We start from the raw sequence: 26,395 nt of genomic DNA on the forward strand, positions 1-26,395 counted from the left end.
GGGCTTCGTCCGGTCAGTTTGCCACGATATTGACAAGCTTGCCCGGTACGGCAATGATTTTTCGGATCGTTTTTCCTTCAAGCTGCTCTTTTACTTTTTCGTCAGCTTGTGCGAGCTGTTCTAATGCTGCTTTATCAGCATCAGCCGGAACCATTAATTTCGCTTTTACTTTTCCGTTCAGCTGGACGACGATTTCCACTTCATCATCCACCAGTTTTGATTCGTCATAAGCAGGCCAAGCCTCGTATGCAATCGAACCTTCGTGGCCGAGTTTTTCCCACAGTTCTTCCGCCAAATGCGGCGCAATAGGAGAAAGCAGCTTCACAAAACCTTCGATATATTCTCTCGGCAGTTCATTCGCTTTGTAAGCTTCATTAATGAAGACCATCAGCTGAGAAATGCCCGTGTTAAAACGAAGGGCTTCGAAGTTTTCTGTCACTTTCATGACCGTTTCATGATAGACGCGCTCAAGAGTTTCGCCCGCGCCTTCTGTCACTTTGCCCGTCAGCTCGCCGTTTTCCTCGATAAACAAACGCCATACGCGGTCAAGGAAGCGGCGCGCTCCGTCAAGACCTGATTCAGACCAGGCGATAGATGCGTCAAGCGGCCCCATAAACATTTCGTACAGGCGGAGCGTATCTGCTCCGTGAGACGCCACAATTTCATCCGGATTGACGACGTTTCCGCGGGATTTACTCATTTTTTCATTGTTTTCCCCGAGAATCATTCCTTGGTTATACAGCTTTTGGAACGGTTCTTTCGTCGGCACGACACCGATATCGTAGAGGAATTTATGCCAGAAACGCGCGTACAGAAGGTGAAGCACGGCATGCTCCGCTCCTCCGATGTAAATATCAACGGGCAGCCATTTATCCAGTTTCTCAGGTGAAGCGAGCTGATCCGGATTTTTCGGGTCGATAAAGCGGAGGAAATACCAGCAGCTTCCCGCCCATTGCGGCATCGTGTTCGTTTCTCTTCTGCCTTTTTTGCCCGTTTCAGGATCAGTGACTTCCACCCACTCTTTAATGTTGGCAAGCGGTGATTCACCTGTTCCGCTCGGTTTGATCTCATCGGTTTTCGGCAGAATCAGCGGCAGCTCTTCCGCAGGAACGGCTGTTGACGTGCCGTCTTCCCAATGAATAACCGGAATCGGCTCGCCCCAATAGCGCTGGCGGCTGAACAGCCAATCACGCAGGCGGTATGTCACTTTTTTCTCACCGTTTTTCGTTTCTTCAAGCCAGGCGATCACTTTTTCAATCGCTTCCGCTTTATTCAGTCCGTTCAGAAAGCCGGAATTGACATGCTCTCCGTCTCCCGTGTACGCTTCTTCTTCCGTGTTTCCGCCTTTTACGACTTCTTTGACAGGCAGGCTGAACACTTTGGCGAATTCAAAATCACGTTCATCATGCGCCGGCACGGCCATTACAGCGCCCGTTCCGTAAGAGGCGAGGACATAATCCGCTATCCAGATCGGCAGCTTTTCTCCGTTTGCAGGGTTTACGGCATATGCGCCCGTGAAGACGCCCGTTTTTGTTTTCGCAAGATCCGTCCGTTCCAGGTCACTTTTCGCCTGAACTTCTTTAACATAAGCGTCTACCGCTTCTTTTTGTTCAGGTGTCGTGATGGCCTCCACAAGCTCATGCTCAGGAGCCAGTACGGCATAAGCCGCGCCGAACAGCGTGTCCGGTCTTGTCGTAAACACGGTAAACGTGTCATCAGTGCCGTCGATCGCGAAATGCACGTTTGCGCCTTCTGAGCGTCCGATCCAGTTGCGCTGCATGTCTTTAATGCTTTCCGGCCAGTCAAGTTCTTCTAAATCTTCAAGAAGCCTGTCCGCATAAGCGGTGATTTTCAGCATCCATTGTCTCATCGGGCGGCGTTCAACCGGATGGCCGCCCCGCTCGCTTTTGCCGTCAATGACTTCTTCGTTCGCAAGCACCGTTCCGAGCGCCGGGCACCAGTTGACCGGCACTTCGTCTACGTAAGCGAGCCCTTTTTCGTACAGCTTAGTGAAGATCCATTGCGTCCACTTGTAATAGTCCGGATCAGTCGTATTGATTTCACGATCCCAGTCATAAGAAAATCCGAGCGATTGAATCTGACGGCGGAAATTATCTATATTTTGTTTTGTGAACTCAGCCGGATCATTCCCCGTGTCAAGCGCGTATTGCTCGGCAGGAAGCCCGAACGCGTCCCATCCCATCGGATGAAGCACATTGTATCCTTGCATGCGTCTCATGCGCGAAAGGATATCGGTTGCCGTATAGCCTTCCGGATGTCCGACATGAAGGCCGGCTCCTGAAGGATACGGGAACATGTCAAGCGCGTAAAACTTCGGCTTGTCATTCTCTTCACTGACGGCGAACGTTTTATGATCCAACCAGTAATTCTGCCATTTCTTTTCTATTTTTTCGTGCTGAAAACTCAACGTAAAAACCTCCTTCTGATTGAATACGGCGTATGTAGTCCAAGTATTGACGGGATGAGGAAGATTATATTCAGATTATTCTAAAACTAAAAAAAACTCCCTCATCCCAAAAAGGGACGAGAGATTTTTGTTTCCCGCGGTACCACCCTCGTTAGCGCGCTTTTAAGCCGCACTCACTTGATACTTTTAACGCAGTTATGCGTCAGCGGTTTTGCCGCTGCAACTCTGAGGCGAGTTCGGAAACAGACTTGATTGACTTGCACCGGCCGTCAACTCTCTGATTGCAAAATCTGCTTCTTACTGCTCCTCTTCACTGTTCTTATCGCTACCGTAATCTTACCTGTATTTTATAGAATTCTGTTCATAAGTGCAAGCAGGTTTGTATACAATGGGAATGTACCCGGAACGGGTCGTGAGCGGGGATATTATTTTGATGGAGGATTTTTTTGCTGGTGTGGTTTTGCTTCGGCCGAATCACTGTTTTGTTCTCTGACAAAATCAAAGCTCCTGAGAACAGCTTCTCCGCCGTAGCCTGCGATTATGGATAAGATGACGAGTTGAATTCCTGAATCGGGGTCAGCGGATAAGACAAGTAAGATGGAAGCAGCCATTCCGATAAAACCATCTTCCAAAAAACCGAGATAGATAAACCGCTTTGTCATTCTGGGTTTCTCCAGCCTGCCTCTCTTTTTCACATGACCGAGAACCCCCATGATTCCTCCAATTACACAAGCAATTATTACCTGATGCAGCATCTTCATCACCTTCCTAAAGCCCTTATTTAGTAAAGCGACTTCAGGCCATCCAGCCCCCTTACGAATACGATGATTTTCGATATCTACATACCGGCGATTGAGCAGGAAAGTAAAAAGCTTGTTTCTTCCATTATATGTGAACACATGATCGGTAAGCTTGATGCATTAGATTCATTTTTCACCCAGTGACAATGACCTAGTCACTTACTTAGCGATGATGTGCCTTCCCCTTATATATTCAGTGTATATGAGGACAAGCCCGAATGACAAATTGCAAACTTCGGCTGCTTGAATCAGAACATATGTTATGCTACGGTTACTGTAGATTCATTTAAAAAGGGGAGAAACAATGGCTGAAAAAGCGCGCAGCTTTACGGCCAAAAGGGGGTTTTACATGGCTGACTCAAATGTATTCGGAAAACCGGAGCAGCTGGAGCTTATCAAAAAGGCGCTTGATCACGCACGTATCGGCGTGGTGATTACAGACCCCTCTCTTGAGGACAATCCCATCATATATACAAATCAGGGATTTATGGATATGACAGGCTACTCTTCCGAAGAGATATTAGGTAAGAACTGCAGATTTCTGCAAAGCAAAGAAACCGACCGTCAACAAGTCGCGAAAATAAGAAAGAGCTTAAACCAGAAAGAAAAGATCACGGTGCGGCTGAAAAATGTCAAAAAAGACGGCACCCCATTTTGGAATGAACTCAACATTGATCCTCTGTATGTTGAAGACAAGCTCTATTTTGTCGGTTTTCAAAAAGACATCACAGAGCAGAAAGAATACGAAAAGCTCCTTGAGGATTCCCTCGCAGAAATCACGACGCTGTCAACGCCGATTGTTCCGATCCGAAACGGCATCTCCGCTTTGCCGTTAGTGGGAAACTTAACGGAAGAACGATTTGATTCAATCGTGACAACTTTGACGGACATATTAACCGCATCTAAAGATGATTACTTAATTATAGACTTATCAGGTCTGGCCGAGGTAAACGAACAGACCGCAGACCGGATTTTCAAATTGCACCACCTGCTTAAATTAATCGGCACGGAATTGATTATCACCGGGATCAAGCCTTCCCTCGCCATGAGAATGAATCAGCTTGATGCCAGCTTTTCTTCATTAAAGACATATTTAAACGTTAAGGACGCGGTCAACGTGCTTCCGGTCGTATAAACAAAAAAATCCCGCCGAAACAGCGGGATTTTTTATGTCGTCATCGCACTTGGACGTTTTGTTTACTAACGGTTTTCAGGCGTTTGTCGTACAGCACCGTCGCTGCGATGCTGACAACAAGAAGCACCATCAGGATCAACAGCAGCACGCTCATTCCGTACTGATCAACCAGCACGCCGCCAAGAAGCGGCCCGATCATTCTGCCGCCCGTCGCCGCACTGTTGACGAATCCTTGGTAAAACCCTTCTTTCCCCTTAGGCGCAAGCTGATTGGCAATGGTAGGCACGGCAGGCCAGACAAGCATTTCTCCGACGGTTAAAATCACCATTGCGGTGAGGTACATCGGAAATTGCTTGGCGCTGAGAAGCACGCCGAACGAGACGATAAAAATACAAAAGCCGATGACCATCTGCGTTTTTAACGCACCGGACCATTTTTTCAAAACAACTCCTATGAGAGGCTGTCCGGCGACAATTAATATTCCGTTTACGGTCCAGAGCACACTGTATAATGAAAGCGGCATACCGATGCTTTGAGTATGTGACGCAACGGTTGTGGACCACTGAGAATAGGCAATCCACCCGAGAACATACCCGCCGCTCAATATGAGAAGCGCCGTAAATTTCGTTCTGCTGCTGACAGGCTCGTAGTCCAGGACAGAAACCTGGCTCGCATTTCCGGTTTTGATATTTCGAAACCCGAAAAATACGATAAGGAAAAACAGCACATACAGCATAGCATTGGCTAAAAACACGTACGTAAACGAGTACGCCGCAACCATCCCGCCGAGTGCCGAGCCGACGGCGACACCTGCGTTCTGAGCTACATAAATCGCATTAAAAGCTCTCCGCCCGCCTTCTTTCCATACCGCTCCCGCCATGGCGTAACTGGCCGGAAACACGATACCGGAACCGAAGCCGACAATGATGAGCAGCCAAATATAAACAGGCCATTGGTGAAACAGAACGAGTCCGAGAAGACTTGCCAATGTGATCATAATGCCGAGCATAATGGATTTGAATCCGCCGATTTTATCAAACAAAAATCCGCCGCATAAATTCCCCGCCACACTGGCACCGGAATTCAGCATCAGAACAATCCCCGCAACAGTCAGCGATTTCCCTAAATGATTATGAATATAGATCGTATTCAGCGGCCACAAAAAAGATGCGCCCGTCACATTGATAAACATTCCGATGATTAATATCTTCAAAGCGCGCGGCATACCGATCCCCCTCTCTCTATAAAAAATCCCATGAAAAAACGGAAACCGCAAGCCGCGGCTCCGTATCGAACACGTTATCATAGCACATTCATTCTATCGCCGCGGACGCCTTTTTTCAACACCAGAATCTGAAAAAAATAATGCCGGAATGTTGAAAAAATTACAAATGATTGTATTCATAAAAACAGGCCGGCCTCATGCTCTTTTCCTCAGCAGCCAAAACGGGATATACAGAATGAAAAAGCTCAATATCACCGCCGCTTCCATTGATAGAAGATACCACGGCCAAGGTCCGAAAACGTTCAGAAGCGAAGCGGTCTTCGATTTTTTCATTAAATATAGGTAATTTGCATTCAGCACACGGTCAATAAAAAAGACACACGCCCCGTACAGATTTACGATCAGCACCGATACCCACAGCCCGCGCGCCGACGGCCTGTACCTTTCTGAAGCGGCCATGAATAGACAGGTAAGAAAAACACAGCCGTGGGAGACGAAAAACACGATGTACCGAAAATGCGGGAAAGAATACGCCCCTAAATCAGGTGTTGCCATCGCCTGTACGGCGCTGCCCAAACCGGCAAAATAGAGGAAGGCGAACAGTTTTTCGCTTTTTGTCATGACCATCAGCATCGCCAAATAGACGGAAAGGTCGCTCAGCTGCAGCGGCAGAGCTGTTTTCAGCGACCAGGCATGATGACATAGCAGCCATATATGATAGCCGATCTGCGACACGGCTAGAAGAATGAACAGCACATATCGGAAAACGCGATTCGGCCACCTCTGGTTGAGCTTTTTCCGGAATACGATCACGCCCGCCCCCAGCAATCCGATGATCAACAGCGTGAAAATGTGTTCCTTGGAAAAAAGATGAAAGGCTCCTGTTTCAGATTTCAATTGAAAATACTTCTGCATAAGGCTCCCCCGCGCGAAAAAATGACGTATGTCTATTCTTTTAAAAATCGCTTTCTTCTATTCATACAAAAAAAGCCTCCGCTTATGCGGAGGCTCCTCAACTTGTTTTACAAGGCGGATTGAATGACCTTTTTATAATAAAGCACCGACAGCATGCCGAAGATGGAGTACAGCAGCGTATACAGCGCCATGACGATGATCATCGGCGTCCACACTTCCGTTCCGAATAAAAACCATCCTGACTGAACGGCAAAATAGCTGTGGAACAGCCCGAGAACGAGCGGAATCCCGAAATGATACGCCTGCTTCCGGCGGATGCCTTTCAGCAGATCCCCCGTTGTGAAGCCGAGCTTCCGCAATATTGTGTAATCAGCCTTCTCATCCTCACACTCGCCCATTTGTTTAAAATAAAGGATACAGCCTGAGGTGATCAGAAAGGTTAATCCCAAAAAGCCGACAATAAACATGATCAGCCCCATATTTTTCTTTTGGGTGTCAGCCGTTTCAAATTGTGAAAGCGCGCCGTCAGAATAGTGCTGCGCCTGAAACAGACCATCAGCTTTTTGGATGTCCTCTTCACGTTTGAGTGTAATGCCGAAAAACCGATTTGATTTTCCCTGGATGGACGGGTCGATATCTTTCTCGATCCGATCAAATACCTGCTGCGTGACGATAACGGTCGGCAGCCCTCCGCTTGTAAATGTATATGACAGGAGGAAGTCGTTCTTCAAGCCCTTATACGCCAGCGGTATTTTATCCGTTTTGCCGTTTATATCAATGGAACCTGACGTTTTCAGGTCGAGAAATCTTTTCATCATATCATTATATCCGGTAAACACGGCTTCTCCGTCAGAAAGCTCCGTCCCTTCTGCGTCTTTCTCGCTTATAATCGGCAGCGCCAAGCTGGACGGGTCTTGTTGAAAGCTTTTCATATCGCCGTTTATGATGTTCTTCATATTGACACCGGCTTGAATGGTCTTGATTGTTTTCATTTTGTGTTCAATTCCGTTTTTCTTCAATAAAGCGGTAAATGAGTCAGTCTCCTTTTGGTTATCAAACGCAAAGTCCGCGGCTGTATTTTGCTCAGCCGATTTTTCCGCGGAATAGTACGAGATATAGCTTAAAGACAGCAAACCGATTGCCAGCGCCGAAAGAGTCGTAATAATCGTCAGCAGGACGGCGTTTGACTTCATCCGGAACATGATGGATGACAAAGACAGCACTTCACTGACATTCAGATACCCGCCTTTTGATTTCCGGATGAGATTTGCCAGAAAGCTGACCGAACCTTTATAAAACAGATAGGTTCCGATAATGACCGAGCCGAGAATAAACACCATTGCCGAAAACAGTTCATTCATGCTCGTAAAACTGCCTCCGAATAAATCTGCGGACACGGCATAGCCGGCGATAATGGCCGCAATACCGACAACGCCGATCGCCATCTGCACCCAAGAGAGCCGCCTTATGCCGCTTTCTGACGATGACGCGGTTTTAAATAAAGACAAAATGCTTTGCCGTTTAATAAATAAGTAATTCATCATCATAATCAGCAGGTAAATTGCCCCGAACACAATTAACGTCTGAACGAGCGCCTTGCTTGAAAAAAACAGTGAGACAGAGGCTTTCACACCGACTGTATGAAACAGCATCATCATACATAATTTCGAGAGAGAAAAGCCGGCAAAAATACCGATCCAAATCGATCCGAAATACAAAATGAAATTTTCTGTGCTGAGTATGCGGAAAATGTGCATTTTCGTCATGCCGATTAATCGGAATAAGCCGATTTCCCGGCCGCGCCGTTTAATAAAAATGGTGTTGGCGTATAAAAGAAATACCGACACGATCGCCACAAGCAGTACAGAGGCGGCCCGGATTGCCGCCGCTCCTTTTATGGAGCTTTTCATTTCATCAAGCGCCGGATCGTATTGCATCGTGACAAACGCGAAATAAAGGGCGGCGCTGAACACCAGCGCAAAAACGTAAAGGTAATAGTTTTTCATATTCTTTTTCAGGTTCTGGAAGATCAAATGATGAATACTCATGCCTGAACCCCGCCCAATACACTTTGCGTTTTCATAATATCCTGAAAAAAGTCCGGTCTGTCCTGACCGCCTTTATTCAGCTGTGTATACACACGGCCGTCTTTAATGAAAACCACACGTCCGGAATAACTGGCGGCAACCGGATCATGCGTCACCATCACAATGGTGGCGCGGCGTTTTTGATTCAGGCGGCTGAGTTTATTCAGTAAATCCATGGCAGCCTTTGAATCGAGCGCTCCGGTCGGCTCATCAGCAAAAATAATGCCCGGTTCGTGAATAACAGCTCTTGCGGCAGACGTTCTCTGTTTTTGCCCGCCGGAAATTTCACTCGGATACTTATGTCTCAAATCATAGATCCCAAGCTCCTCTGCCGTCTCGGCAAATCGCAGGTCCGCCTCTTTCTTAGACATTTTCGTAATGGATAATGGCAGGAGTATGTTTTCTTTCACGGTCAGGGTGTCCAATAAATTATAATCCTGAAAAATAAAGCCGAGATGCCGTTTTCTGAATTCGGCAAGCTGTTTTTCTTTCATGGATGTAATCTCCGTCTCATTCAGTTTAATGGTGCCCGTGCTCACTTTATCAATGGAGGAAAGCACATTCAAAAGGGTCGTTTTCCCTGATCCCGACGGGCCCATAATGCTGACGAATTCCCCTTTGTGAATCTGAAGATCAATTCCTTTCAGCACCTCTTGTTTATTCAGCTTGTTTCCGTAGCTTTTTTGTATATTGCCTGCTTCTAAAATCATCACGTTATGATTCTCCTTTTACATTGGTTATCTTTATTTTAAAAACAGAAACCGTTTTTTTCGTTTGATTAAGCGAACAAAAGAGAAAAGCATGTGACACTTTTGTCACACGCTGAACATGCTGACGGCATCGTTCTGTTTCGGAAACACCAAGGTAAAAACCGTGCCGCTTTCCGGCTCAGAGCGCACGCTGATCCGGATAAGAAGCGGAGCCGCGGCTTTTTGAGCCAAATACAGGCCCATCCCCGTTGACGCGTGATCACGCCTCATTCGCGTCGAGGTAAATCCCTTTTCAAAAATGCGCGGAAGATCTTTGGGCTCGATGCCGATGCCGCGGTCTTCGATATCCACATGCACCCGGCCGTTTTGTTCATAGCTTTTTACGGTAATGTCATCCGCTTCACTGTATTTGACGGCATTGCTTAACAGCTGCCTGATGATGAAGGAAAGCCATTTTCCGTCACTGTGAACGTCTGGTGAATCAAGCTGAATGTCAAACCCGATCCCTTTTTGTATACACCATGATTGCAGATTTTTAATTTCTTTGAAAACGAGCGGTCTGAGCTGAATTCGCTGGAATGATAAATCATTTTCAATAAAGGACAATCGTTTCTGATGAAGCTGCTGGTCCAGGAGATGGTGAATCCGCAGCCATTCATACAGCAAAGGGGCTTTCAGCTGCTGTTCATCAAGGCGCTCGATCATGAGATGCATCGCTGTCAGCGGTGTTTTGACCTCATGAATCCATGACATCAGATCGTCCTTTTCATGCTCTGACGCCGCCTGAAGATGAAGGGAGCTTTTTCTTAACTGCTCCGTCTGCCCTTCAATGCTTTCTTCAACGATAGACTCAAACGGACTTTCAGGCGCTTTAAGATAAGACATGTCTAAATTGGCGTCCCACTCTCTTAAGCTTTTATAATAGGCGGTCTCTTTACGATAGCGGAACAAGAGAAATACAAGAAACACAAGAAGCGACAGGTAAACGAAATACAGCACCGAAAAAAACGGAATAGACGGATCAATATATGCCGCAAAAAGGAGCACAGCCTGCTGCAAAAGAAACATCGCGATCCAGCTTTTTCTTTCGAGCAGAAATGATTTAATCATAAAGACCGTCTTCTTCCTTTGCGATGTATCCCTGCCCCACCTTGGTTTCAATCATTTTCCCGATGCCTAATTGATCGAGTTTTTTCCGCAGCCGGTTGACATTCACCGTCAGCGTATTATCACTGACGAAACGCTCATCATTCCATAGGCTTCTGATGAGTTCTTCCCGGCTGACGATTTTATTTTTCTGCTCAGCCAGCAGTTTTAAGATCAGCATTTCGTTTTTGGTCAGCTCGAACGAACCGTTTTTACGGCTGACCGTGTTGGTTTCTGTGTCAATGACCGCCCCGCACCATCTTTTCATCAGGGCCGGTTCTGTGCCGTATTGATGCATACGGCGGAACACCGCCTGTATTTTCGCGATTAACACATCAAAGTGAAAAGGCTTCTGAATAAAATCATCTGCCCCGAGCTGCATCGACATGACCATATCCGCGGGATGATCGCGCGAGGACAAAAAGAGAATCGGCACGTTTGATTGGGAGCGTATCATTCTGCACCAATGAAAGCCGTCAAATTTCGGCAGCTGTACATCAATGATCACCAAATCAGGCTTAATTTCGGAAAACTCCCGGATGACCCGGCTGAAATCTTTTATTCCGTGCACCGCAAATGACCAGCCCGTTAATCTCTCTTTCATCTCGTGAAACAAAGTGTTATCATCTTCTATTAACAAAATGTGAAACATGGTATCCGCCCTTTTCTGATAGATAGAGGAAAAACCGGCTGATGTCCAGCCGGCTTTTTTCCTTTACAGTTCTCTTCTTAATGCAGTCAGAACATTGGTTTTTGTCGCTTTGCGGGCCGGATTCATACCGGAAATCACCGCGACCCCCGCACAAATGACAACTGCGATCACAACGAGGCTGAGCGGGATATAGGAGAAGGTATAATGAAGATCTTCAGCTCCGGTGTTTCCCCCTACCGCTTTCAAGATAACCGGCACAGCCAGATTGACGGCAAAACTCACTCCGTAAGAAATGATAATCCCGATGACAGAACCTAATATCCCGATATAGGCGCTTTCCATCAGGAACATTCTGCGGATGATGGACGGGCTTGCGCCGATCGCTTTCATAATCCCGATTTCCTGCGTTCGTTCCGTAACCGCCATCGTCATCGTATTGAAAATACCGATGGCAGAAATCACGACGGCGATAAAGCCGACAAAGATCAGGCCGATTTTAAAGACGAGGAAAAAGGTATTGACGCCCTTCAGCTCGGTTGTGACAGACCTGACATAGAAGCCGTCATCCGTGAGGTCATGGGTAAGCTGATCGACATGATCGAATTTGTCCGCATACACATTGATGTTTTTTTCCACATTTCCATTCTTCAGATCCAAGAATGTTGAGAAGTCCTTCTTGAATTGATCACTCACAAAAATATTTGTATCCTCTATCCAATCTTGGGACGGTTTTTTTGTAATTCCGACTACTTTGAAGTCGTACGTTTTCGTTTTCTCAACGTCTCCGTCTTTGTTTGTTTTGGAGATGCTCAGCTGTATCGTTTTATTAAGCAGGTCTTTCGTATAGCCTTTTGGTTTTTTCACCTCCGACATGTCGCCTTGGTGATCCTTTAACTCTTTGTCGTAAGCGTCAGCCTCTTTTTTCGTCAATAGGTTCTTCGCAAAATCATAGCCGACCACGATTTCATTCTCTGTACGGGCGACCCTTCCCTGATCAAGCTCCATATTGGCTTTGACTTCATCGTTCATGTTTGTCAGCACAATGGCTGAATCTTCATTTGTTCGGTTTCCTAACGACGCTTTATTCGGTTCATACACTTGTGTTCTTTCAACGATAGACTTGACATTTTTATACTTTTCCAAGTCTGATTTCTTCACAGCTTTTCCGTTCTCTTGGCCGAGCACATTGATTTCCGTAACAATCTGCTGGCTCATCGTAATGTCTGTAATCGTTTTTTGGATGCCGAATCCGACGGACGACAGCACGACCAAAAACGCGCACGCCATTGTCGTTGCCAGCACCGTCATGAAAACACGCAGCCGGTTTTTCTTCATATTTCTTCTGATAAAGTGAATCTGATCCTTAAATCTCAACAGTAACGCCCCCTTTTAATACACCGTCATGCAGCTGGAATTTTGAATGCGCGATTGAAGCGACTTCATCGTCATGCGTAATGATGACAAATGTAATCCCGCGCTCCCGGTTCAGCTGCTGAATTAACGCAAGCACCTCAAGCTCCGTTTCTGAATCGAGGCTTCCCGTCGGCTCATCAGCTAAAATAATCGACGGATTTAAAATCAGGGCTCTTGCGATACTGACACGCTGCTGCTGGCCGCCTGACAGCTCATTCGGATAATGATTCGCATGATTCTCAAGTCCGACCCGTTTCAGCATGTCCGCGACTTTTTGCTTGCGTTCAGACGGTTTGACGCCTTTTAAGGCAAGCGGCATTTCAACATTTTCATAGGTTGTCAGACTCGGAATGAGCTGAAAACTTTGAAAAATAAAACCGAAATGCCCGAGGCGGAACTGCGCCCACTCTTTTTCACTGAAGCCCGTCACATCAGTGCCATTAATGACGATACGGCCCTTCGTCGGCGCTATGTATCCGGAAATTAAATTCAGAAGCGTTGATTTTCCGGAACCGCTCCGCCCGACGATACAGGCGATTTCCCCTTTTTCAACGGTCAAAGAGACATCCTTCAATACCGGAACCTCACTCTCTCTGCCTTTCCTGCCGATTTTAAATGAATGATCAATATGCTGTACTTCTATCACGTACACCACTCCCCCTTATATCTGTTTCGTTTTTTTATAGATGAAGTAATAACTGATGAAAAACCCGATCACCGCGCCGATAAGCATGCCGAATATGTAACCGGTATACGAACCGTTATAAGCATATCCGCATACCCCCGCACTTCCCAGCATACTGAGCACCATGACGAGCACTTGAATGGTGCGTTCAATGTGTTTGCTTAGGATAAAATGTCCGCTTCGTTCACTCGGCATTTTCAGGAAATTCGCATAGCCGAATAGATAGAAACAAAATCCCATAATTGCGGAGATTAACAATGCGTGTTTCATGTAATACATCCATGAGGTATGGATGTAAGCGGCAGGCATGAAATAGATCAGAAATCCGCTCCAAGGGAAATCAATATCCGGCTCAGCCTGCCTGCCAAAAAGGAACTCAGCGTTTAACAGGTAAATCGTCATAACCACGATCGGAAAGACGGAAACCGTGAACGCCGTGATCAGCTGCGCCGCTAAATTGCCCGTTATCGTGCCGGCAGCTGTCACTAATGCATAAATCATCAAGCTGATGACCAGCATCCCTGCGCTGAATGATTGAAAATGATGGACAGCGTCAGGTTTAAGCGCTAGAAACAATATGTCAGATACTCCGTAAGAAACAAACTGCGAGCCGGCTAACACGGCTGCTCCCAAGAAAAACTTCGTATGAAATATCCGGCTTCTCGAATACGGAAGACTCAGTGTAAACATCCTTTCAGCCCGGCCTGCTCTTATCAGAAAAAGCCCTATCATAACCGGAGGAATGAAATGCAGCCCAATCAAATTCCGATTGCTGTAATCAATGCTGAACGTACAAACTGAACCTGAATATTCATGAAGCGCACTCAAACAATCCTTATAGTGAAAATACTCATTTATAATTGCCAAAGGGCCTAAAATAGCTAAGAACCCCGCTGTAAGAAGCAGCAGCGTCTGCCGCTGCTTCCATTCTTTATAAAGCAAACCGCTAATCGGCACCTTGCCTTCCTCCAAACTGCTCATTTTCAAACAGATCTACATATGCTTTGACTTCCTGTAAACCGTAAAATAACTGATGAAAAACCCGATAATCGCGCCGAAGATAATGCCGGCTAAATAGCCGAACATCGTGTCTGTGACCCCATATCCGAAAACGCCGAAACCCATAACGGCAAAGGCAATCACCAAGATCTGCACCGGCCGGTCCAATTTTCTCCAAAGAAAGAATCTGCCGTTCCGCTCATTCGGATGTTTCAGAAAGCTGACGTAACCGATCAGATAAAAGACTAGGCTCATCACAATCGGAATGATTAAAACCAAATCTCTTTCTCTGATCCAGTCGTTCAACACATATCCAATAGGGGTTACGAATATAAAAAGACGGGATTCGATATAACTGCTGATAAAAGAAAATTGATCTCCCACACTAAAATCGAAAACAACCTCCAAATTCGCGGCCGGCAGACCGATGAGTAAAAAGGGCAGAACCGTTACGGTAAACGCCGTTAACAACTGGGCGAATATCTGTCCCGTTAATGCGCCGGATGCCATTAACAAGGCGTAAGCCATAAAACTGATGACAATCATTCCGATTGAAAAATGATCAAAATCGTACGTATGGCTCGGTTTCAGCAAAGATATCAGCAATGACGCCGCTCCATAGCCTATCGCCTGAGGAGCAACAATGACTGCCCCGCCGAGCCAGAATTTCGTCTGAAAGATTTGGCCTCTGCTGTAAGGCATGCTTAACAAAGCATCCATCGTTCCCTTTGTCCGTTCCAAGCCTAATAAGAAGACAGCAATGATGACACTCACAATCCAGCTGAAGGAAAGAAGCGACCCATTCGTATAATTGACAACGAATTCACAATCTTGAAGAGCTGGGTTATTCAAACATTCTTGATATGTTGAGTAGTTGTTATAAACCATAAAAGGGTTTGCCGCCATTAAAAGAATGCCGCTGCATAAAAACAACCACTGATTTTTCTTCCATTCTGTGTACAACAATCCCCGCGGTATCATTCCGGCCCTCCTCTCTTACACATGCTTCGTTTTTTTATAAATCACAAAATAACTGACCAAAAATCCGATCGCTCCTCCGACCAGCATCCCGGCCACATACCCTGTCATCGTATGTCCCGTCGAGTACCCTGCCAGGCCAAAACCGAGAACGGCGATTATGATCACCACAATCTGAATGGGCCGGTCAAGCTGTCTCCAGAGAAAAAAACGGCCGTTCCGTTCCACCGGCTGTCTGACATAGCAAAAGTACCCGATGGCATAAAATACAATGCTCATCACTGCCGGGATAATTAATATATACTTGCTGGCAGATACCCAATCGGTATCACCGTACGTTATTGGATTCAGATATTGAAAAAAATTGTATACTTTGATATAAGCATCGACTGACGGCATCAGCTCATACATGCCGGCTCCGAAGATGACTTCTACATTGGACAATGGCAACGTAATGATCAAGTATGGTGATATCGACACGGTAAACGCCGTTAACAGCTGGGCGAACGTATTCCCCGTTAAGCAGCCCGCGCTCGCAACCAATGTAAAAGCCAAAACACTCACAATAATCTCTCCGACGCTGTAATGGTGAAAGAAATATACGCGCTCAGGCTTTAACAGAAGAATGAGCAGCTCAGCCAGCCCGTAGCCGATCACCTGAGCGCCGGTAATGAGCGCCGCCCCGAGCCAAAATTTAGTGTGAAACACCTGAGCGCGGGAATAAGGCAGACTGAACAGCGCATCAATCGTTCCTTTCGTACGCTCCAGTCCGAATAAGCAAACCGCCAAAATGACAGCGGGCGCCCAGTTCAAGTTCAGCATTCCGCTCTCCAAAGAATTCACATAAAACTTACAATATGCTCCGTGGGTATCCAGACAGCCCTGATAGACCAGATAGGTATTTAACACTTCAAATGGATTGACCGCCGCTAAAAAAAGGCCGACCATCACGAGAATGGTTCGATTCTGCATCCATTCCCTGTACAACAATCCCCTGTCTACCATCTCCGGTTCCCTCCAAACTTCGCGATGAAGACTTCTTCTAAGTTCACAGGAAGTTCGTTCCATACTTTCGGCTGCAGCTCTTGCAGAAAGTTCTTTTTCTTTTCATCGTTCTTTTGAATCAGCACCGTATAAAACACACCGGCATGGTCGAGAATCGGTATGTTTTGTTCTCTGATCTTCAAGGCGACGTCCTCTTCAAATGCCATTTGGATTTTCATGTACTCTTCCTGCATATCATCCAAGTCCATCACATTCGTCAGCTGATTTCCTTCCAAAAACCCGATCCGGTTGCACATTCGCTCAATATCTTCTAAACGGTGTGAGGTAATCAGAATGCTCGTTTCCCGTTCAGCCACTTCATCCACCATAAGCTGAAGCACGTCATGACGCGTTACGGCGTCAATTCCGTCCGTCGGTTCATCCAAAAGGATAAGAGCCGGACGTGAAGCAAAGGCAAGGACGAGCGCAAGCTGTTTTTTCAGGCCTGTCGATAATTCACGGTATTTCTTCGTTTCCGGAATGCCGTACCTGTTCATCAGCTCATTGGCGTAAGTCACATCAAAATTCGGATAGATTCTGCTTACAATCGCAACAAGCTGTTTATATGTATACTTGTCATAAAAAGGATTTTCAACAGGCATATAAATGATGTTCTGTTTTACTTTTGGATGCCGCTTTATTTCCACCTGATTAAATAAAACCGTCCCTTGATCCGGCAGCAGAATCTGCTGAATGAGCCGGAGCAGCGTTGTTTTCCCTGATCCGTTTCGCCCGAGCAGCCCGAAAATTTCCCCTTTTCCGATGGTGAGCGAAATATCCTTGAGCACTTCTTTACCGTCTATCGTTTTTGAGAGATTCCGCAATTCAATCATGGTCCTTGCCTCCTTTCACATCAGCGCTGATTTCCTTTATCCATTCCTGCAGCTTCTCCAGCTCAACTCCCGCGTAATGGGCATCGATGATGAGCTGTTTCAATTGCTCTTTTATCATCGTCATCTTCCCTTCAACCAATGTCGTTTTTGCATTCTCCGATATATACGTTCCTCTTCCCCTCAGCGTTTCAATGACACCATCGCGTTCGAGCTCCTTGTACGCTTTGCTGACTGTGTTCGGATTGGCGATAATGATCGTTGCCAATTCCCTGACAGAAGGAAGTTTATCCCCCGGCTTCATGATCCCTTTTAAACAAAGCTCTTTCAGTTGCTGTATGATCTGCTCATAAATCGGAGTTGAGCTTCTCGGATCGATTTGAATCATTTACTTCCCTTCTTTCTTTTACGAGCTGCTCTCTTTCTTTAAATGTTCTGCCATTGAAATCCGATGACGACAAGAACGGCAAACAGACTGCTGGCCAAAACCGAGGCGGCGATAATAAGAGGCACATCTTGTTTTACGGATCTTTTGTTTTTCATGAAAGTTCCCCTTCCCTATGCTTAACATTTATATGTCGATTTCATTTTTTGAGTGTTTTATGTGTATTACATCAAGTAGTACACGTAATACAATAAACACACTCAGGCCTATTGTCAATTCTTTTTTAAAAGAAATACAAAAAAACCCGCCGGGATTCCGGCAGGTTTGCTGAACCATTTGAAACGGCGCGGTCAGTAATCAAAATTACGCTGCAAAATCATATTGTTTTGCAAGGTCTGCAGCTGCAATCTCATTCGGTAAAGCTGCTCTCTTTGCTGATCATTCGCAGATAATGACAGCTTGTTTAATTCATTCACCGCGTTTTCAAGCATCATTTGCGCTTCACTGTACTCATTATCATTATAATGCTCTTGTTTCGAAGCGGTCATAAATTGTTCATTCGCAAATTCATACGCCTGTTCGCTTCTTTGGAGATGTTCATCTACTGATTGTCTTGTTGCCATTAAACAGTCCTCCTATTGATAATGTCATATCAATAGTATTTCTTATTCCAAATAAATTCTCACAAGAAATATCAGGTAATTCATACACAAGACAGAAACGGTATAAAATACGATTAAATGTATAATTTAATCAAGACAGAATGAACTCTTTATAAAAATCCTTCATTTTAGAACGATAACTTAATTCTTCTTTTATTAAAAACATTAAAATTTTTCCACATCACTCACAAGATCTTCGGTACGCTTTAAATTGTTCACCATCAAATTATCTTTTTTGTGTAAAACACCCAGGATTCATCAGATTTTTTTGGGTATCCAATTCATAGGTTATAAAACCACAACCTTTTTTAATCATCCCCATCTAAGCCTGGAACAGCTTTAAATTTTTTCAACAAACCGTTCAAAAGAGAATCGAATTTTGAAGAATTAAGATAATAGTATGTTTTATTTTGATTTCTCGTACTCTCAACTAAACCTTGCAATGTCAAAATTCTCATATGGTGTGAAATCGTTGCGTTGGTTAAATTTAGTTGTTCAGCAATCTCATTAGCATACATTTTTTTATGACTAAGTAAGATTAATATCTTGAACTTACTTTTATCCGATAAAAGCTTCAAAAAATCAATGATGTGATTAATCTCTGCTTTCTCTAATGTATTTTCAAAAATTTTATCAACTTTATAACCCAGTCCAACATAAATGTTATCTTCACTTTTCGTAATAGTTGCAGTGTAAGGTAAAAGTGTTGGATATATATTAATATAATTACAAGATAAGTATTCCTTACCTTTTAACGTACTGATTATCTTTTTTGGAAAATCCATATTTATGTTTTTTAATTGATTCATCCACTCATCTCTAAATTTAATTAAATTATAAATCGCATCGTTAAGATAACCATTCACCAACATTAATTTATTGCAAAATTGATCTACATAAGTTTTAGGAGATTTCATTACCTGAAATATGATCCACTTGAATTCGGGCTTTATATTTAGATTATTAAGCAGCTCAAATAAACTTTCCCTATCATTTAAATACTGTTGGGTAGATGTTTCGGTTTTAAGATCTCCTTGTAAATAAATTAGAGACTCTAAAATATTTTTTCTTATCTCTTCTTCTGTAACTGCAGACAAATAATTAATAATTTCAAAAAAATCTTTCGTATAAATTTGTGGTATTTTAAAAAAGGTTGTGGCTAAACAAAAAATATTTGCATTCCTAACATCTTTGTAGTCGCAAAAGCTGCCAAAATAAAAATGTAAAAACTCACTATCTAACTCTTTTATTCTTTTAAGATCATCTAGTAATACAAAATATTCATTATCTAAATTCAACCCCAATTTGGTTGTATAATCGTTGAAGAATTCCTCGTGTTTTAAGAATAGAATAGAGGATATCTTGTCAAAGAATTCTGAAACACTGTCATTAATTATTAACCGCACTTTTTCACACCCCATAAAGTCTTTTTCCACAAGGAAAACGTTGTACTATCTTCATGCCAGACATTTTACATTTTTAATATTATCAATCAAAAGGGAACTTTCAAAGAATATTCATTTCTAATTTTAAAGAATTTTCCTTTAAGCACATACCTGACTTAGCATTATCATGAGCAGTCCTAGATTTATTAGACTTGCCTCACCTCATGCTAAGTGTTCTCCTCATGTCACACTCTTCAGAAATCCTTAATTATCTCAGCTAGTTTACAGGTCAATTTTAGCTCTTATTGAGTTATTTCAAGTTACAAAATTGTTGAATTATAAAAATATGATTTCGAGATAAGTGGATGAAAAAAACAATTTATGAATAATATTGACACCTCTTAAGATTACACTTATCATGTTTTTAGATAAATATCGAATTCAAATTTAGATTAATATCTAATGGAGGTTGTAGTTTTGAATTTCAAAAAATTAATTATGTTATCTGCATTATTATTAGGTACATTCATTTCGGTAATGGACACCACTATAGTAAATATTGCCTTACCTAAGATGCTGGATTATTTTTCGAGTAACCTTTCTCAAGTAGCTTGGGTGGCTACAGGTTATACTTTAGCTTTTGCAGTATTATTAGTAGGTGCCTCAAAACTGGCAGACCATTTTGGGAGAAAAAAAGCTTTTATATTTGGATTAGCACTTTTTATTTTGACATCAGTTATTGCCTGTTTGAGCACTTCAATTGAAATGCTTATCGCAATTAGAGTGATTCAGGGACTATCTGCTGCTTTTATTGTACCTGTTACAATGCCTATTGCTTTGGCCATCGTTCCTCAAAATAAAAAAGGAATGATCATTGGAATCTGGGGTGCTTTCTCAGGATTAGCAGCTACTTTAGGACCTGTACTTGGAGGATTATTAACTGAAAATTTTAATTGGCAAGCTATCTTCTTCATAAATATTCCTTTAGGTCTGATTTCTCTGTTTTTAGCAGCATTTTTTATTACTGAGAGTTATGATGAAACAGTGAGCAAAAAAATTGATTACATGGGGATTCTTATTTTATCCGGAGCTCTCTTCTGTTTAACCTTTGGCTTTGCAAAAGTATCTGACTTAGGCTGGTCATCACCAGTAATTATCTCTCTTTTTGTAATCTCTGTATTATTATTCTGTTTGTTTTTCTTTATTGAATCTAAAATTAAAAACCCGATGATTCCCTTATCCATGCTGAAGATACGTACGTTTAGTTTCAGTTCTTTCACCCTCTTTATGCAGGGCCTTGGATTAACAAGCGGTACCCTTATTATTACTTTACTCCTCACGAATTTAATGGGAAAAACTGAATTAGAAGCGGGGTTAATTGTTTCTACATTAGCTCTATCATCTATGTTTACCTCTGTACTTTCTGGAAAGCTATCTGATAAACTCGGGGGCATTTGGCTTTCGGGTCTAGGTATGCTCGGTTTAACAATCACAACATATTTATATGGATACATACGATACGACAGTTCTATAACGTCAGTAATTATTCTGTTATGTTTGACCGGCTTAGCTTTAGGGCTTGTAATAGGACCAGCAATGAGTTCAGGGATACGGCTTATTCCTCCTGAGAAAGTAGGAATTGCCTCAGGTATTCTTAATATGATGCGGACAGTTGGACAAGCGCTAGGCATTGCCATACTTACATCTGTGCTTACAATGAACATAAATGATCACGCAGCTTCTGCAAAAAAAGAAGCCATAAAAATCGTTGAAAACAACCAGGTTTTTGATAAAAATGCAAAGAACGAGATAATAACTCACTTAAAGCATTCAGACAGTAAAGGTTTCGATCGAAGCAAAAGTATTGCTGAATTAAACAAAAAAGAGGAAGAAATTCTCTCTATAACCCCGGATCCGTATAAAGAAAAAGTACAAAAAAGCTTCAATATTCAAAAGAAGGAAGTTATCGCTATCCAGAAAAAAATTTCAAATTTATATAATGAAAAAATAAGTGACAGTTTTAATAATACATTCAAAGTAGGCAGTGTAATTCTTATTTTAGGAATTATTTTTGCATTGTTCAGTGATATTTCTCCAAAACGTTTAAAACAACAACAGAAAAACCAGGTAGATATTACGTCTTGACCGTTCCATAATTGTTTCATTGTTCCGCTCCATCATTCATGCTACAATTTTAGGATGCATCTGATGTGAGGGAGGCTTTTTGAACATTGAACGAGAATAACCCTTTTCCTTATTCAAATACGGAAAAACGGTACCATACATTAAATTATCATCTGCGGGAGCATTTCGGGCATAAAGTGTTTAAAGTCGCGCTTGACGGCGGTTTTGACTGCCCGAATCGGGACGGCACGGTTGCACACGGAGGCTGCACATTCTGCAGCGCGGCGGGCTCCGGCGATTTTGCCGGCAATCGGGCCGATGACTTACTCACGCAATTTCACGATATTAAAAACCGCATGCACGAAAAGTGGAAAGACGGCAAATATATCGCATATTTCCAAGCGTTCACGAATACGCATGCCCCGGTAGAGGAGCTGCGTGAAAAATTCGAATCCGTCCTCAAGCTTGACGGCGTTGTCGGCATGTCGATCGCGACCCGTCCGGACTGCCTGCCGGACGATGTCGTGGAATATTTGGCCGAACTGAATGAGCGGACCTATTTATGGGTTGAACTCGGGCTGCAGACCGTACATGAGCGAACCGCCCTTCTGATCAACCGCGCCCATGATTTTGACTGCTATGTTGAGGGTGTCAATAAACTGAGAAAACACGGCATACGCGTTTGTTCCCATATCATTAACGGGCTTCCGCTTGAAAACAGGGACATGATGATGGAGACGGCCAAAGCCGTCGCTGATTTGGATGTGCAAGGCATTAAAATTCACCTGCTTCACTTATTAAAAGGCACACCGATGGTGAAGCAATATGAAAAAGGAAAGCTGGAGTTCCTTTCTCAAGAAGAATATGTAAGTCTTGTATGTGATCAGCTCGAAATCATTCCCCCGGAAATGATTGTTCACCGCATTACGGGAGACGGGCCGATCGAATTAATGGTCGGACCGATGTGGAGCGTCAATAAGTGGGAAGTACTGGGCGCCATTCAAAAAGAGCTGGAAACACGGGGAAGCTATCAAGGAAAGCTCTTCAGAAAGATCGGGGAGGAGACCGCCCTATGACCTTGATGCACATCCTCCCTTTCAGTAAAGAATTGCTGAAGTCCGCCGCACAGGAAGGTGATATCACGGTTGACGCGACGATGGGCAACGGACATGATACATATTTTCTGGCCGGCCTTGTCGGTGAGACAGGACATGTTCATGCTTTTGATATTCAAGCGGACGCACTCGCTAAAACGAAGGAGCGGCTCGGTGCCGACTTCGGCCCGCGCGTCACGCTTCACCATAAGAGCCATGATCAAATAAAGGCATCGCTGCCTGAAGATGCGCACGGTCGTGTGGCTTGCGCCGTCTTTAATCTCGGCTATCTGCCCGGCGGCGATAAAAGCATTACGACAAACGGTCACTCAACCATTTCCGCGATCGAACAGCTCCTTGAACTGCTGAAGGAGAACGGGCTGATCGTTCTCGTTGTGTACCACGGGCATCCTGAAGGCAAGACGGAAAAAAGTGCATTACTGGAGTACTGCAGCAATCTTGATCAGGAAAAAGCGCGCGTGCTGAGCTACGGCTTTCTCAACCAGCAAAACGACCCGCCGTTTATTATAGCGATTGAAAAGAAATCTGCCGGCAAATAAAGAATCGGCCTGTCATAAGCGGGTCGACTCTTTTTGTGTTTACTTTTCAAGAAAAATCAATTACTATGAAATAATGGAAAAAAAGCAAGTGTAACATCTGGGAGGAGCGGCAGTTTGAATATTCTTCGCATCATATTTTCAAGTGTTCCCTATGTGATGTTCGTCATCATTTTATCAAGACATTTAGGATTTGAGTTCGCGAAAACCTATTACTGGTGGTTTGCTGCATTTTTTGTCATCGGGCTGATCGGCAAATTCGCAATGCACCTTGCGGCAAAAAAGAAACCGTTAAAAAAAGAGACAGCGTAAAATGCGCATGTCTCTTTTTATTTACTGTTTTGCAGCACGCTGCGTGTATAAGCGGGATTGTTTGTAAAGACACCATCTGCTTTTTGTTTCAGCATAATAGGCGTCAGCGTATGCTCGTCTTCCTTATCAAAAAACACGTGCACTTTCATCTTATTGTGATGAATGCGCTTCACGACTGCTTCATTTGCCAATTTGGCGTTGAGCCCGACTGTATCAGCATACGTTCTGATGGTTTGCAGCTGCTTATCATTTATCTCCTCAGCCTCGTTATCTTTTAATAATCGGACAAGAGGAACTTTTTTATTCATAGATCGAACTTTCTTTAAGCTCTTCCCGCTAAAAGACTCAATGACTGCTTTATGGCTGGAAATCAGCTTATGTTTTTGTAATATGTCAATCAGTTTCTTTTCCATCACCAGGCTGCCGTTGCTTTCTCTTGTCTCAATATAGTAATTGGCAGTTTGTCCGAATTTCTGTATGATTTCTTCTAATGTTAAAATCTTTTCTCCTTTTCCCGCATTCAGTTTCTTAATCTGAGCCAAAGACAGATCATCTGTCATCCCTTTACCATCTGTTGTCCGATCTACCGTTTTATCGTGAATTGCAATCAGATGGCCGTCCTTTGTCTCCCGTAAGTCTATCTCAATATAATCTGCTTTGTCTTTAATGGCACGCGCATAAGACAAAGCTGTATGTTCCGGCTCAATCGAAGAAGAGCCCCTGTGCGCTATCAAGACAGGATGATAGCCGGCGGAAGCATGGATGACGGAGCAGCCTCCGGAAATGGAAAGTAATGCTATGACCGCTAAATACTTTAATTTTTTCATAAAATTAAAGTATCATATTCTGCAGGCGCAAACAATGTTTCATTTCATACTTCACGTCATAAATAAAAAACTGCGCCGTCATGATTTACACGAGAGGCGCAGTTCACCCATTATGAACTTTTCGTCCAAGCCATCTTCTGAAATTTGCGGTAGGCTCTTCCGTTGATATAAAAGAAAAATGACGTTTTTCCGCTTGCCCTGATCAGCTTTCGCGCGAGGCGGCCCATTTCTTTTTGGCCGGCGACTTTGTCATCGGATAAATAGACGCCGAGCAGCCCCCTGTTGATCAGCCGGTGAAAATTTTCATGCGGAATGCCTTTCAAATGTTCATCCGCTTTTTCAATAAAATGCTGCAGTCTCTGCATCATTTCTTCATGAGACTGATAATACGTACAGAAATTCAGATCGCCTTCAAGCAGATCCTCTTCCTGGTCAATTAAATAATCGAGCAGTATATGCAGCCCTTGTATGTACGGAAAGTAACTGCTGCGGATTTTCTCAGCGGTATGTTCGTTAAAATCAGGCTGGAATGAGTAAGCAACGAGACAGAAAATGCCTAACGTCGATCCGGCGCAGGCCGAGAATTCAAACCACTCCATTTCCGGAAGCTGTGACCGGTACTGCTCAAACCAGCCTTTAAGCCTCGGAACGCGTTCATGCTCAACGACATGCTTATGAACCTGAAGATCGCAATAATAATCACACAGCTCAAGCAAATAAGGTTTAATGATACCGTAATGTTCTATTGACCCGAGCACCCGCTGGCATGTTCTGACCAGCTCATGAAGATAACCGCCGTCATCCCGCTCCTCTCTGTACTGATAGTACGGCCTCACCTCGGCACCGACCGTCAGCGCGTCACGCATGGAGAGATGAAGCATGCGGAAGTCCTCGGGATCAAGCGAGGTGCTGCGGTCGCACAGATTGTCCAGATAATCACTGATTGTCTGATACGCGATGATAAATTGCACGCATTTCTGTTTCTGCTCTCCCGAAAGCAGGGCTAAAATGCCGCCGCCTTCACAATGAAACGATTTATCGCGGATACTTGCGGCCGCCTGCTGCCGCAGCTCGGTATTTTTAATGGAATCTGATTTTTCCCGCCACATGTTCAATTCCTGATGAACGAGCGGAAAAATTTCCCGATACACTTTTGCCATAAGGTTAAAAGGATGTTCCGGTACTGTCAACATATGCACCCCCAGCGAATTCAAATATACTGATCTGTAAAGGCTTTTGCCGCCTTAAACACAGTTTCTCTTTCCGGTTCATTAAAAATTTCATGATAAAGCCCTTCCCATTCCCGGTACGATTTATTATGGGAAGCCACACCGGAAAACCATTTGCGGACCTTCATTTTATCGACGATTTTGTCATCTCCGCCCTGCATAAGCAAAAGCGGCACCTTTAAAAACGCATCAGTCGGCACCATAGCGGCATCAATGGTTTTTAAAAGCTCTCTGTACCATCTTACGGATACCTTCGTGACATATAAAGAATCGTTTTGATCCGCTTCAATCATATCCGCATTCCTCGTTGCCATATCAGGTGATAAGCCGGAATCCACTCTGAGTGACGGAGCGAGGACGTTCAGTCCTTTAGACGCAAAATCAAGGACTTTATTGACTTTTATTTGCAGACCCAGACAAGGTGATGATAAAATGAGTGCCGTAATGCGGGGATTTCTCTGCTGCTTAAACCATTCTATCGCAATCAGTCCGCCCATGCTGTGGCCCAAAAGGAAAACGGGCGCTTCAAGCGTTCTCGCTTTATCAATCCATATATCTACTTCATCAATGTATTCTTGGAAAGAGCGAATATGCCCTCTGGCGCGGGTCGACGTTCCCTGACCGGGCAAATCGCCCATCACCACGTTATATCCGGAAGATCTCCACATTTCAACGAGCCATTTATAACGCCCGTGGTATTCGCTCGCCCCGTGGATAATGACAATGGTACCGACGGGCCTGTCTGCTTTCCAAGTCCACATGCAGTTCACCTC

At 44.0% G+C, this 26,395-nt stretch carries 25 protein-coding genes and 1 other annotated feature; of the genes, 5 read left to right on the forward strand and 20 right to left on the reverse strand.

All coding sequences use genetic code 11. The features are described from left to right. Positions 1 to 13: 13 nt before the first annotated feature. Positions 14 to 2,428: a leucine--tRNA ligase gene (gene leuS, locus RUW00_RS20360; protein ID WP_021494485.1), complete on the reverse strand. Its 2,415-nt coding sequence runs from the start codon at positions 2,426 to 2,428 to the stop codon at positions 14 to 16. 109 nt (positions 2,429 to 2,537) lie between these two features. Beyond that, positions 2,538 to 2,751 (reverse strand) — a binding site (T-box leader). A gap of 102 nt (positions 2,752 to 2,853) precedes the next feature. Further along, positions 2,854 to 3,189, reverse strand: coding sequence for a DUF4257 domain-containing protein (locus tag RUW00_RS20365; RefSeq protein ID WP_015418038.1), 336 nt, complete (start codon positions 3,187 to 3,189; stop codon positions 2,854 to 2,856). 388 nt (positions 3,190 to 3,577) lie between these two features. On the opposite strand from RUW00_RS20365, the gene ytvA reads away from it, so the two are divergent. Next, on the forward strand, positions 3,578 to 4,363 hold the full coding sequence (ytvA, locus tag RUW00_RS20370) for a YtvA family blue-light photoreceptor (protein WP_025649747.1): 786 nt from the start codon (positions 3,578 to 3,580) through the stop codon (positions 4,361 to 4,363). Between the two features lie 40 nt (positions 4,364 to 4,403). Here ytvA and RUW00_RS20375 read toward each other — a convergent pair whose 3' ends face one another. The 15 genes from RUW00_RS20375 to RUW00_RS20450 form a co-directional block, all read right to left on the reverse strand. After that, complete coding sequence (locus tag RUW00_RS20375; RefSeq protein WP_017418406.1) at positions 4,404 to 5,588, reverse strand: MDR family MFS transporter; 1,185 nt, start codon at positions 5,586 to 5,588, stop codon at positions 4,404 to 4,406. A 195-nt stretch (positions 5,589 to 5,783) separates the two neighbouring features. Further along, on the reverse strand, positions 5,784 to 6,503 hold the full coding sequence (locus tag RUW00_RS20380) for a YwaF family protein (protein ID WP_280145399.1): 720 nt from the start codon (positions 6,501 to 6,503) through the stop codon (positions 5,784 to 5,786). 107 nt (positions 6,504 to 6,610) lie between these two features. Then, a complete protein-coding gene (locus RUW00_RS20385) occupies positions 6,611 to 8,551 on the reverse strand; it encodes an FtsX-like permease family protein (protein WP_280145400.1) in 1,941 nt (646 codons plus the stop codon). Beyond that, the gene (locus tag RUW00_RS20390) at positions 8,548 to 9,303 is read right to left on the reverse strand and encodes an ABC transporter ATP-binding protein (protein ID WP_280145401.1); all 756 of its coding nucleotides are present in this window, start codon (positions 9,301 to 9,303) and stop codon (positions 8,548 to 8,550) included. The genes RUW00_RS20385 and RUW00_RS20390 overlap by 4 nt, the downstream gene beginning before the upstream one ends. Before the next feature lie 102 nt (positions 9,304 to 9,405). After that, positions 9,406 to 10,410: a sensor histidine kinase gene (locus RUW00_RS20395; RefSeq protein WP_280145402.1), complete on the reverse strand. Its 1,005-nt coding sequence runs from the start codon at positions 10,408 to 10,410 to the stop codon at positions 9,406 to 9,408. Further along, complete coding sequence (locus tag RUW00_RS20400; RefSeq protein ID WP_315956761.1) at positions 10,403 to 11,098, reverse strand: response regulator transcription factor; 696 nt, start codon at positions 11,096 to 11,098, stop codon at positions 10,403 to 10,405. The genes RUW00_RS20395 and RUW00_RS20400 overlap by 8 nt, the downstream gene beginning before the upstream one ends. 63 nt (positions 11,099 to 11,161) lie before the next feature. Beyond that, positions 11,162 to 12,472: an ABC transporter permease gene (locus RUW00_RS20405; protein WP_280145403.1), complete on the reverse strand. Its 1,311-nt coding sequence runs from the start codon at positions 12,470 to 12,472 to the stop codon at positions 11,162 to 11,164. Further along, positions 12,462 to 13,157, reverse strand: a complete 696-nt coding sequence (locus RUW00_RS20410; protein WP_007408816.1) for an ABC transporter ATP-binding protein — start codon at positions 13,155 to 13,157, stop codon at positions 12,462 to 12,464. Before RUW00_RS20410 ends, RUW00_RS20405 begins: the two co-directional genes overlap by 11 nt. 15 nt (positions 13,158 to 13,172) lie before the next feature. Then, positions 13,173 to 14,153, reverse strand: a complete 981-nt coding sequence (locus RUW00_RS20415; protein ID WP_280145404.1) for an ABC transporter permease — start codon at positions 14,151 to 14,153, stop codon at positions 13,173 to 13,175. A 36-nt stretch (positions 14,154 to 14,189) separates the two neighbouring features. Then, positions 14,190 to 15,176, reverse strand: coding sequence for an ABC transporter permease (locus tag RUW00_RS20420; RefSeq protein WP_100261965.1), 987 nt, complete (start codon positions 15,174 to 15,176; stop codon positions 14,190 to 14,192). A 15-nt stretch (positions 15,177 to 15,191) separates the two neighbouring features. After that, positions 15,192 to 16,178 carry an ABC transporter permease subunit gene (locus RUW00_RS20425; protein ID WP_280145405.1) on the reverse strand — a complete coding sequence of 329 codons (987 nt, stop codon included), beginning with the start codon at positions 16,176 to 16,178 and terminating at the stop codon, positions 15,192 to 15,194. Then, positions 16,172 to 17,050, reverse strand: a complete 879-nt coding sequence (locus RUW00_RS20430; protein ID WP_280145406.1) for an ABC transporter ATP-binding protein — start codon at positions 17,048 to 17,050, stop codon at positions 16,172 to 16,174. Before RUW00_RS20430 ends, RUW00_RS20425 begins: the two co-directional genes overlap by 7 nt. Beyond that, a complete protein-coding gene (gene ytrA, locus RUW00_RS20435; protein WP_003152275.1) occupies positions 17,043 to 17,435 on the reverse strand; it encodes a GntR family transcriptional regulator YtrA in 393 nt (130 codons plus the stop codon). Before ytrA ends, RUW00_RS20430 begins: the two co-directional genes overlap by 8 nt. Positions 17,436 to 17,782: 347 nt before the next feature. Then, the gene (locus tag RUW00_RS20445) at positions 17,783 to 18,055 is read right to left on the reverse strand and encodes a YtzC family protein (protein WP_003152272.1); all 273 of its coding nucleotides are present in this window, start codon (positions 18,053 to 18,055) and stop codon (positions 17,783 to 17,785) included. Between the two features lie 347 nt (positions 18,056 to 18,402). Beyond that, positions 18,403 to 19,515: an ArsR/SmtB family transcription factor gene (locus tag RUW00_RS20450; protein WP_280145407.1), complete on the reverse strand. Its 1,113-nt coding sequence runs from the start codon at positions 19,513 to 19,515 to the stop codon at positions 18,403 to 18,405. A 441-nt stretch (positions 19,516 to 19,956) separates the two neighbouring features. Here RUW00_RS20450 and RUW00_RS20455 point away from each other — a divergent pair, with 441 nt between their 5' ends. From RUW00_RS20455 to RUW00_RS20470, 4 genes are all read left to right on the forward strand, one after another. Then, positions 19,957 to 21,624: an MFS transporter gene (locus tag RUW00_RS20455; protein ID WP_280145408.1), complete on the forward strand. Its 1,668-nt coding sequence runs from the start codon at positions 19,957 to 19,959 to the stop codon at positions 21,622 to 21,624. An 86-nt stretch (positions 21,625 to 21,710) separates the two neighbouring features. Beyond that, complete coding sequence (gene mnmL, locus RUW00_RS20460) at positions 21,711 to 22,679, forward strand: tRNA modification radical SAM protein MnmL/YtqA (RefSeq protein ID WP_007408822.1); 969 nt, start codon at positions 21,711 to 21,713, stop codon at positions 22,677 to 22,679. Continuing rightward, entirely contained in the window at positions 22,676 to 23,257 is a 582-nt protein-coding gene (gene mnmM, locus RUW00_RS20465) for a tRNA 5-(aminomethyl)-2-thiouridylate-methyltransferase MnmM (RefSeq protein WP_025853375.1), read from the forward strand. The genes mnmL and mnmM overlap by 4 nt, the downstream gene beginning before the upstream one ends. 114 nt (positions 23,258 to 23,371) lie before the next feature. Continuing rightward, positions 23,372 to 23,566, forward strand: a complete 195-nt coding sequence (locus RUW00_RS20470; protein WP_003152265.1) for a hypothetical protein — start codon at positions 23,372 to 23,374, stop codon at positions 23,564 to 23,566. A 17-nt stretch (positions 23,567 to 23,583) separates the two neighbouring features. On the opposite strand, the gene RUW00_RS20475 is transcribed toward RUW00_RS20470, so the two are convergent. The 3 genes from RUW00_RS20475 to RUW00_RS20485 form a co-directional block, all read right to left on the reverse strand. After that, complete coding sequence (locus tag RUW00_RS20475; protein ID WP_014418692.1) at positions 23,584 to 24,393, reverse strand: glycerophosphodiester phosphodiesterase family protein; 810 nt, start codon at positions 24,391 to 24,393, stop codon at positions 23,584 to 23,586. Positions 24,394 to 24,503: 110 nt separating this feature from the next. Beyond that, positions 24,504 to 25,583, reverse strand: coding sequence for a tetraprenyl-beta-curcumene synthase family protein (locus tag RUW00_RS20480; protein ID WP_032863656.1), 1,080 nt, complete (start codon positions 25,581 to 25,583; stop codon positions 24,504 to 24,506). Positions 25,584 to 25,603: 20 nt separating this feature from the next. Next, a complete protein-coding gene (locus RUW00_RS20485) occupies positions 25,604 to 26,383 on the reverse strand; it encodes an alpha/beta hydrolase (protein ID WP_003152261.1) in 780 nt (259 codons plus the stop codon). Between the last annotated feature and the right edge of the window lie 12 nt (positions 26,384 to 26,395).

The sequence above is a fragment of the Bacillus sp. IS1 genome (assembly GCF_032461585.1).
Lineage (GTDB): Bacteria > Bacillota > Bacilli > Bacillales > Bacillaceae > Bacillus > Bacillus velezensis.

Excerpts from the sequence above, each read along its gene's own strand:
- ytvA (WP_025649747.1), top strand. The coding sequence starts at position 3,578 with ATGGCTGACTCAAATGTATTCGGAAAACCGGAGCAGCTGGAGCTTATC.
- RUW00_RS20420 (WP_100261965.1), bottom strand. The coding sequence starts at position 15,176 with ATGATACCGCGGGGATTGTTGTACACAGAATGGAAGAAAAATCAGTGG.
- mnmM (WP_025853375.1), top strand. The coding sequence starts at position 22,676 with ATGACCTTGATGCACATCCTCCCTTTCAGTAAAGAATTGCTGAAGTCC.
- RUW00_RS20375 (WP_017418406.1), bottom strand. The coding sequence starts at position 5,588 with ATGCCGCGCGCTTTGAAGATATTAATCATCGGAATGTTTATCAATGTG.
- RUW00_RS20395 (WP_280145402.1), bottom strand. The coding sequence starts at position 10,410 with ATGATTAAATCATTTCTGCTCGAAAGAAAAAGCTGGATCGCGATGTTT.
- RUW00_RS20485 (WP_003152261.1), bottom strand. The coding sequence starts at position 26,383 with ATGTGGACTTGGAAAGCAGACAGGCCCGTCGGTACCATTGTCATTATC.
- RUW00_RS20430 (WP_280145406.1), bottom strand. The coding sequence starts at position 17,050 with ATGATTGAATTGCGGAATCTCTCAAAAACGATAGACGGTAAAGAAGTG.
- RUW00_RS20450 (WP_280145407.1), bottom strand. The coding sequence starts at position 19,515 with ATGGGGTGTGAAAAAGTGCGGTTAATAATTAATGACAGTGTTTCAGAA.
- RUW00_RS20425 (WP_280145405.1), bottom strand. The coding sequence starts at position 16,178 with ATGGTAGACAGGGGATTGTTGTACAGGGAATGGATGCAGAATCGAACC.
- RUW00_RS20385 (WP_280145400.1), bottom strand. The coding sequence starts at position 8,551 with ATGAGTATTCATCATTTGATCTTCCAGAACCTGAAAAAGAATATGAAA.
- RUW00_RS20380 (WP_280145399.1), bottom strand. The coding sequence starts at position 6,503 with ATGCAGAAGTATTTTCAATTGAAATCTGAAACAGGAGCCTTTCATCTT.
- RUW00_RS20445 (WP_003152272.1), bottom strand. The coding sequence starts at position 18,055 with ATGGCAACAAGACAATCAGTAGATGAACATCTCCAAAGAAGCGAACAG.
- RUW00_RS20365 (WP_015418038.1), bottom strand. The coding sequence starts at position 3,189 with ATGAAGATGCTGCATCAGGTAATAATTGCTTGTGTAATTGGAGGAATC.
- RUW00_RS20475 (WP_014418692.1), bottom strand. The coding sequence starts at position 24,393 with ATGAAAAAATTAAAGTATTTAGCGGTCATAGCATTACTTTCCATTTCC.
- ytrA (WP_003152275.1), bottom strand. The coding sequence starts at position 17,435 with ATGATTCAAATCGATCCGAGAAGCTCAACTCCGATTTATGAGCAGATC.
- RUW00_RS20400 (WP_315956761.1), bottom strand. The coding sequence starts at position 11,098 with ATGTTTCACATTTTGTTAATAGAAGATGATAACACTTTGTTTCACGAG.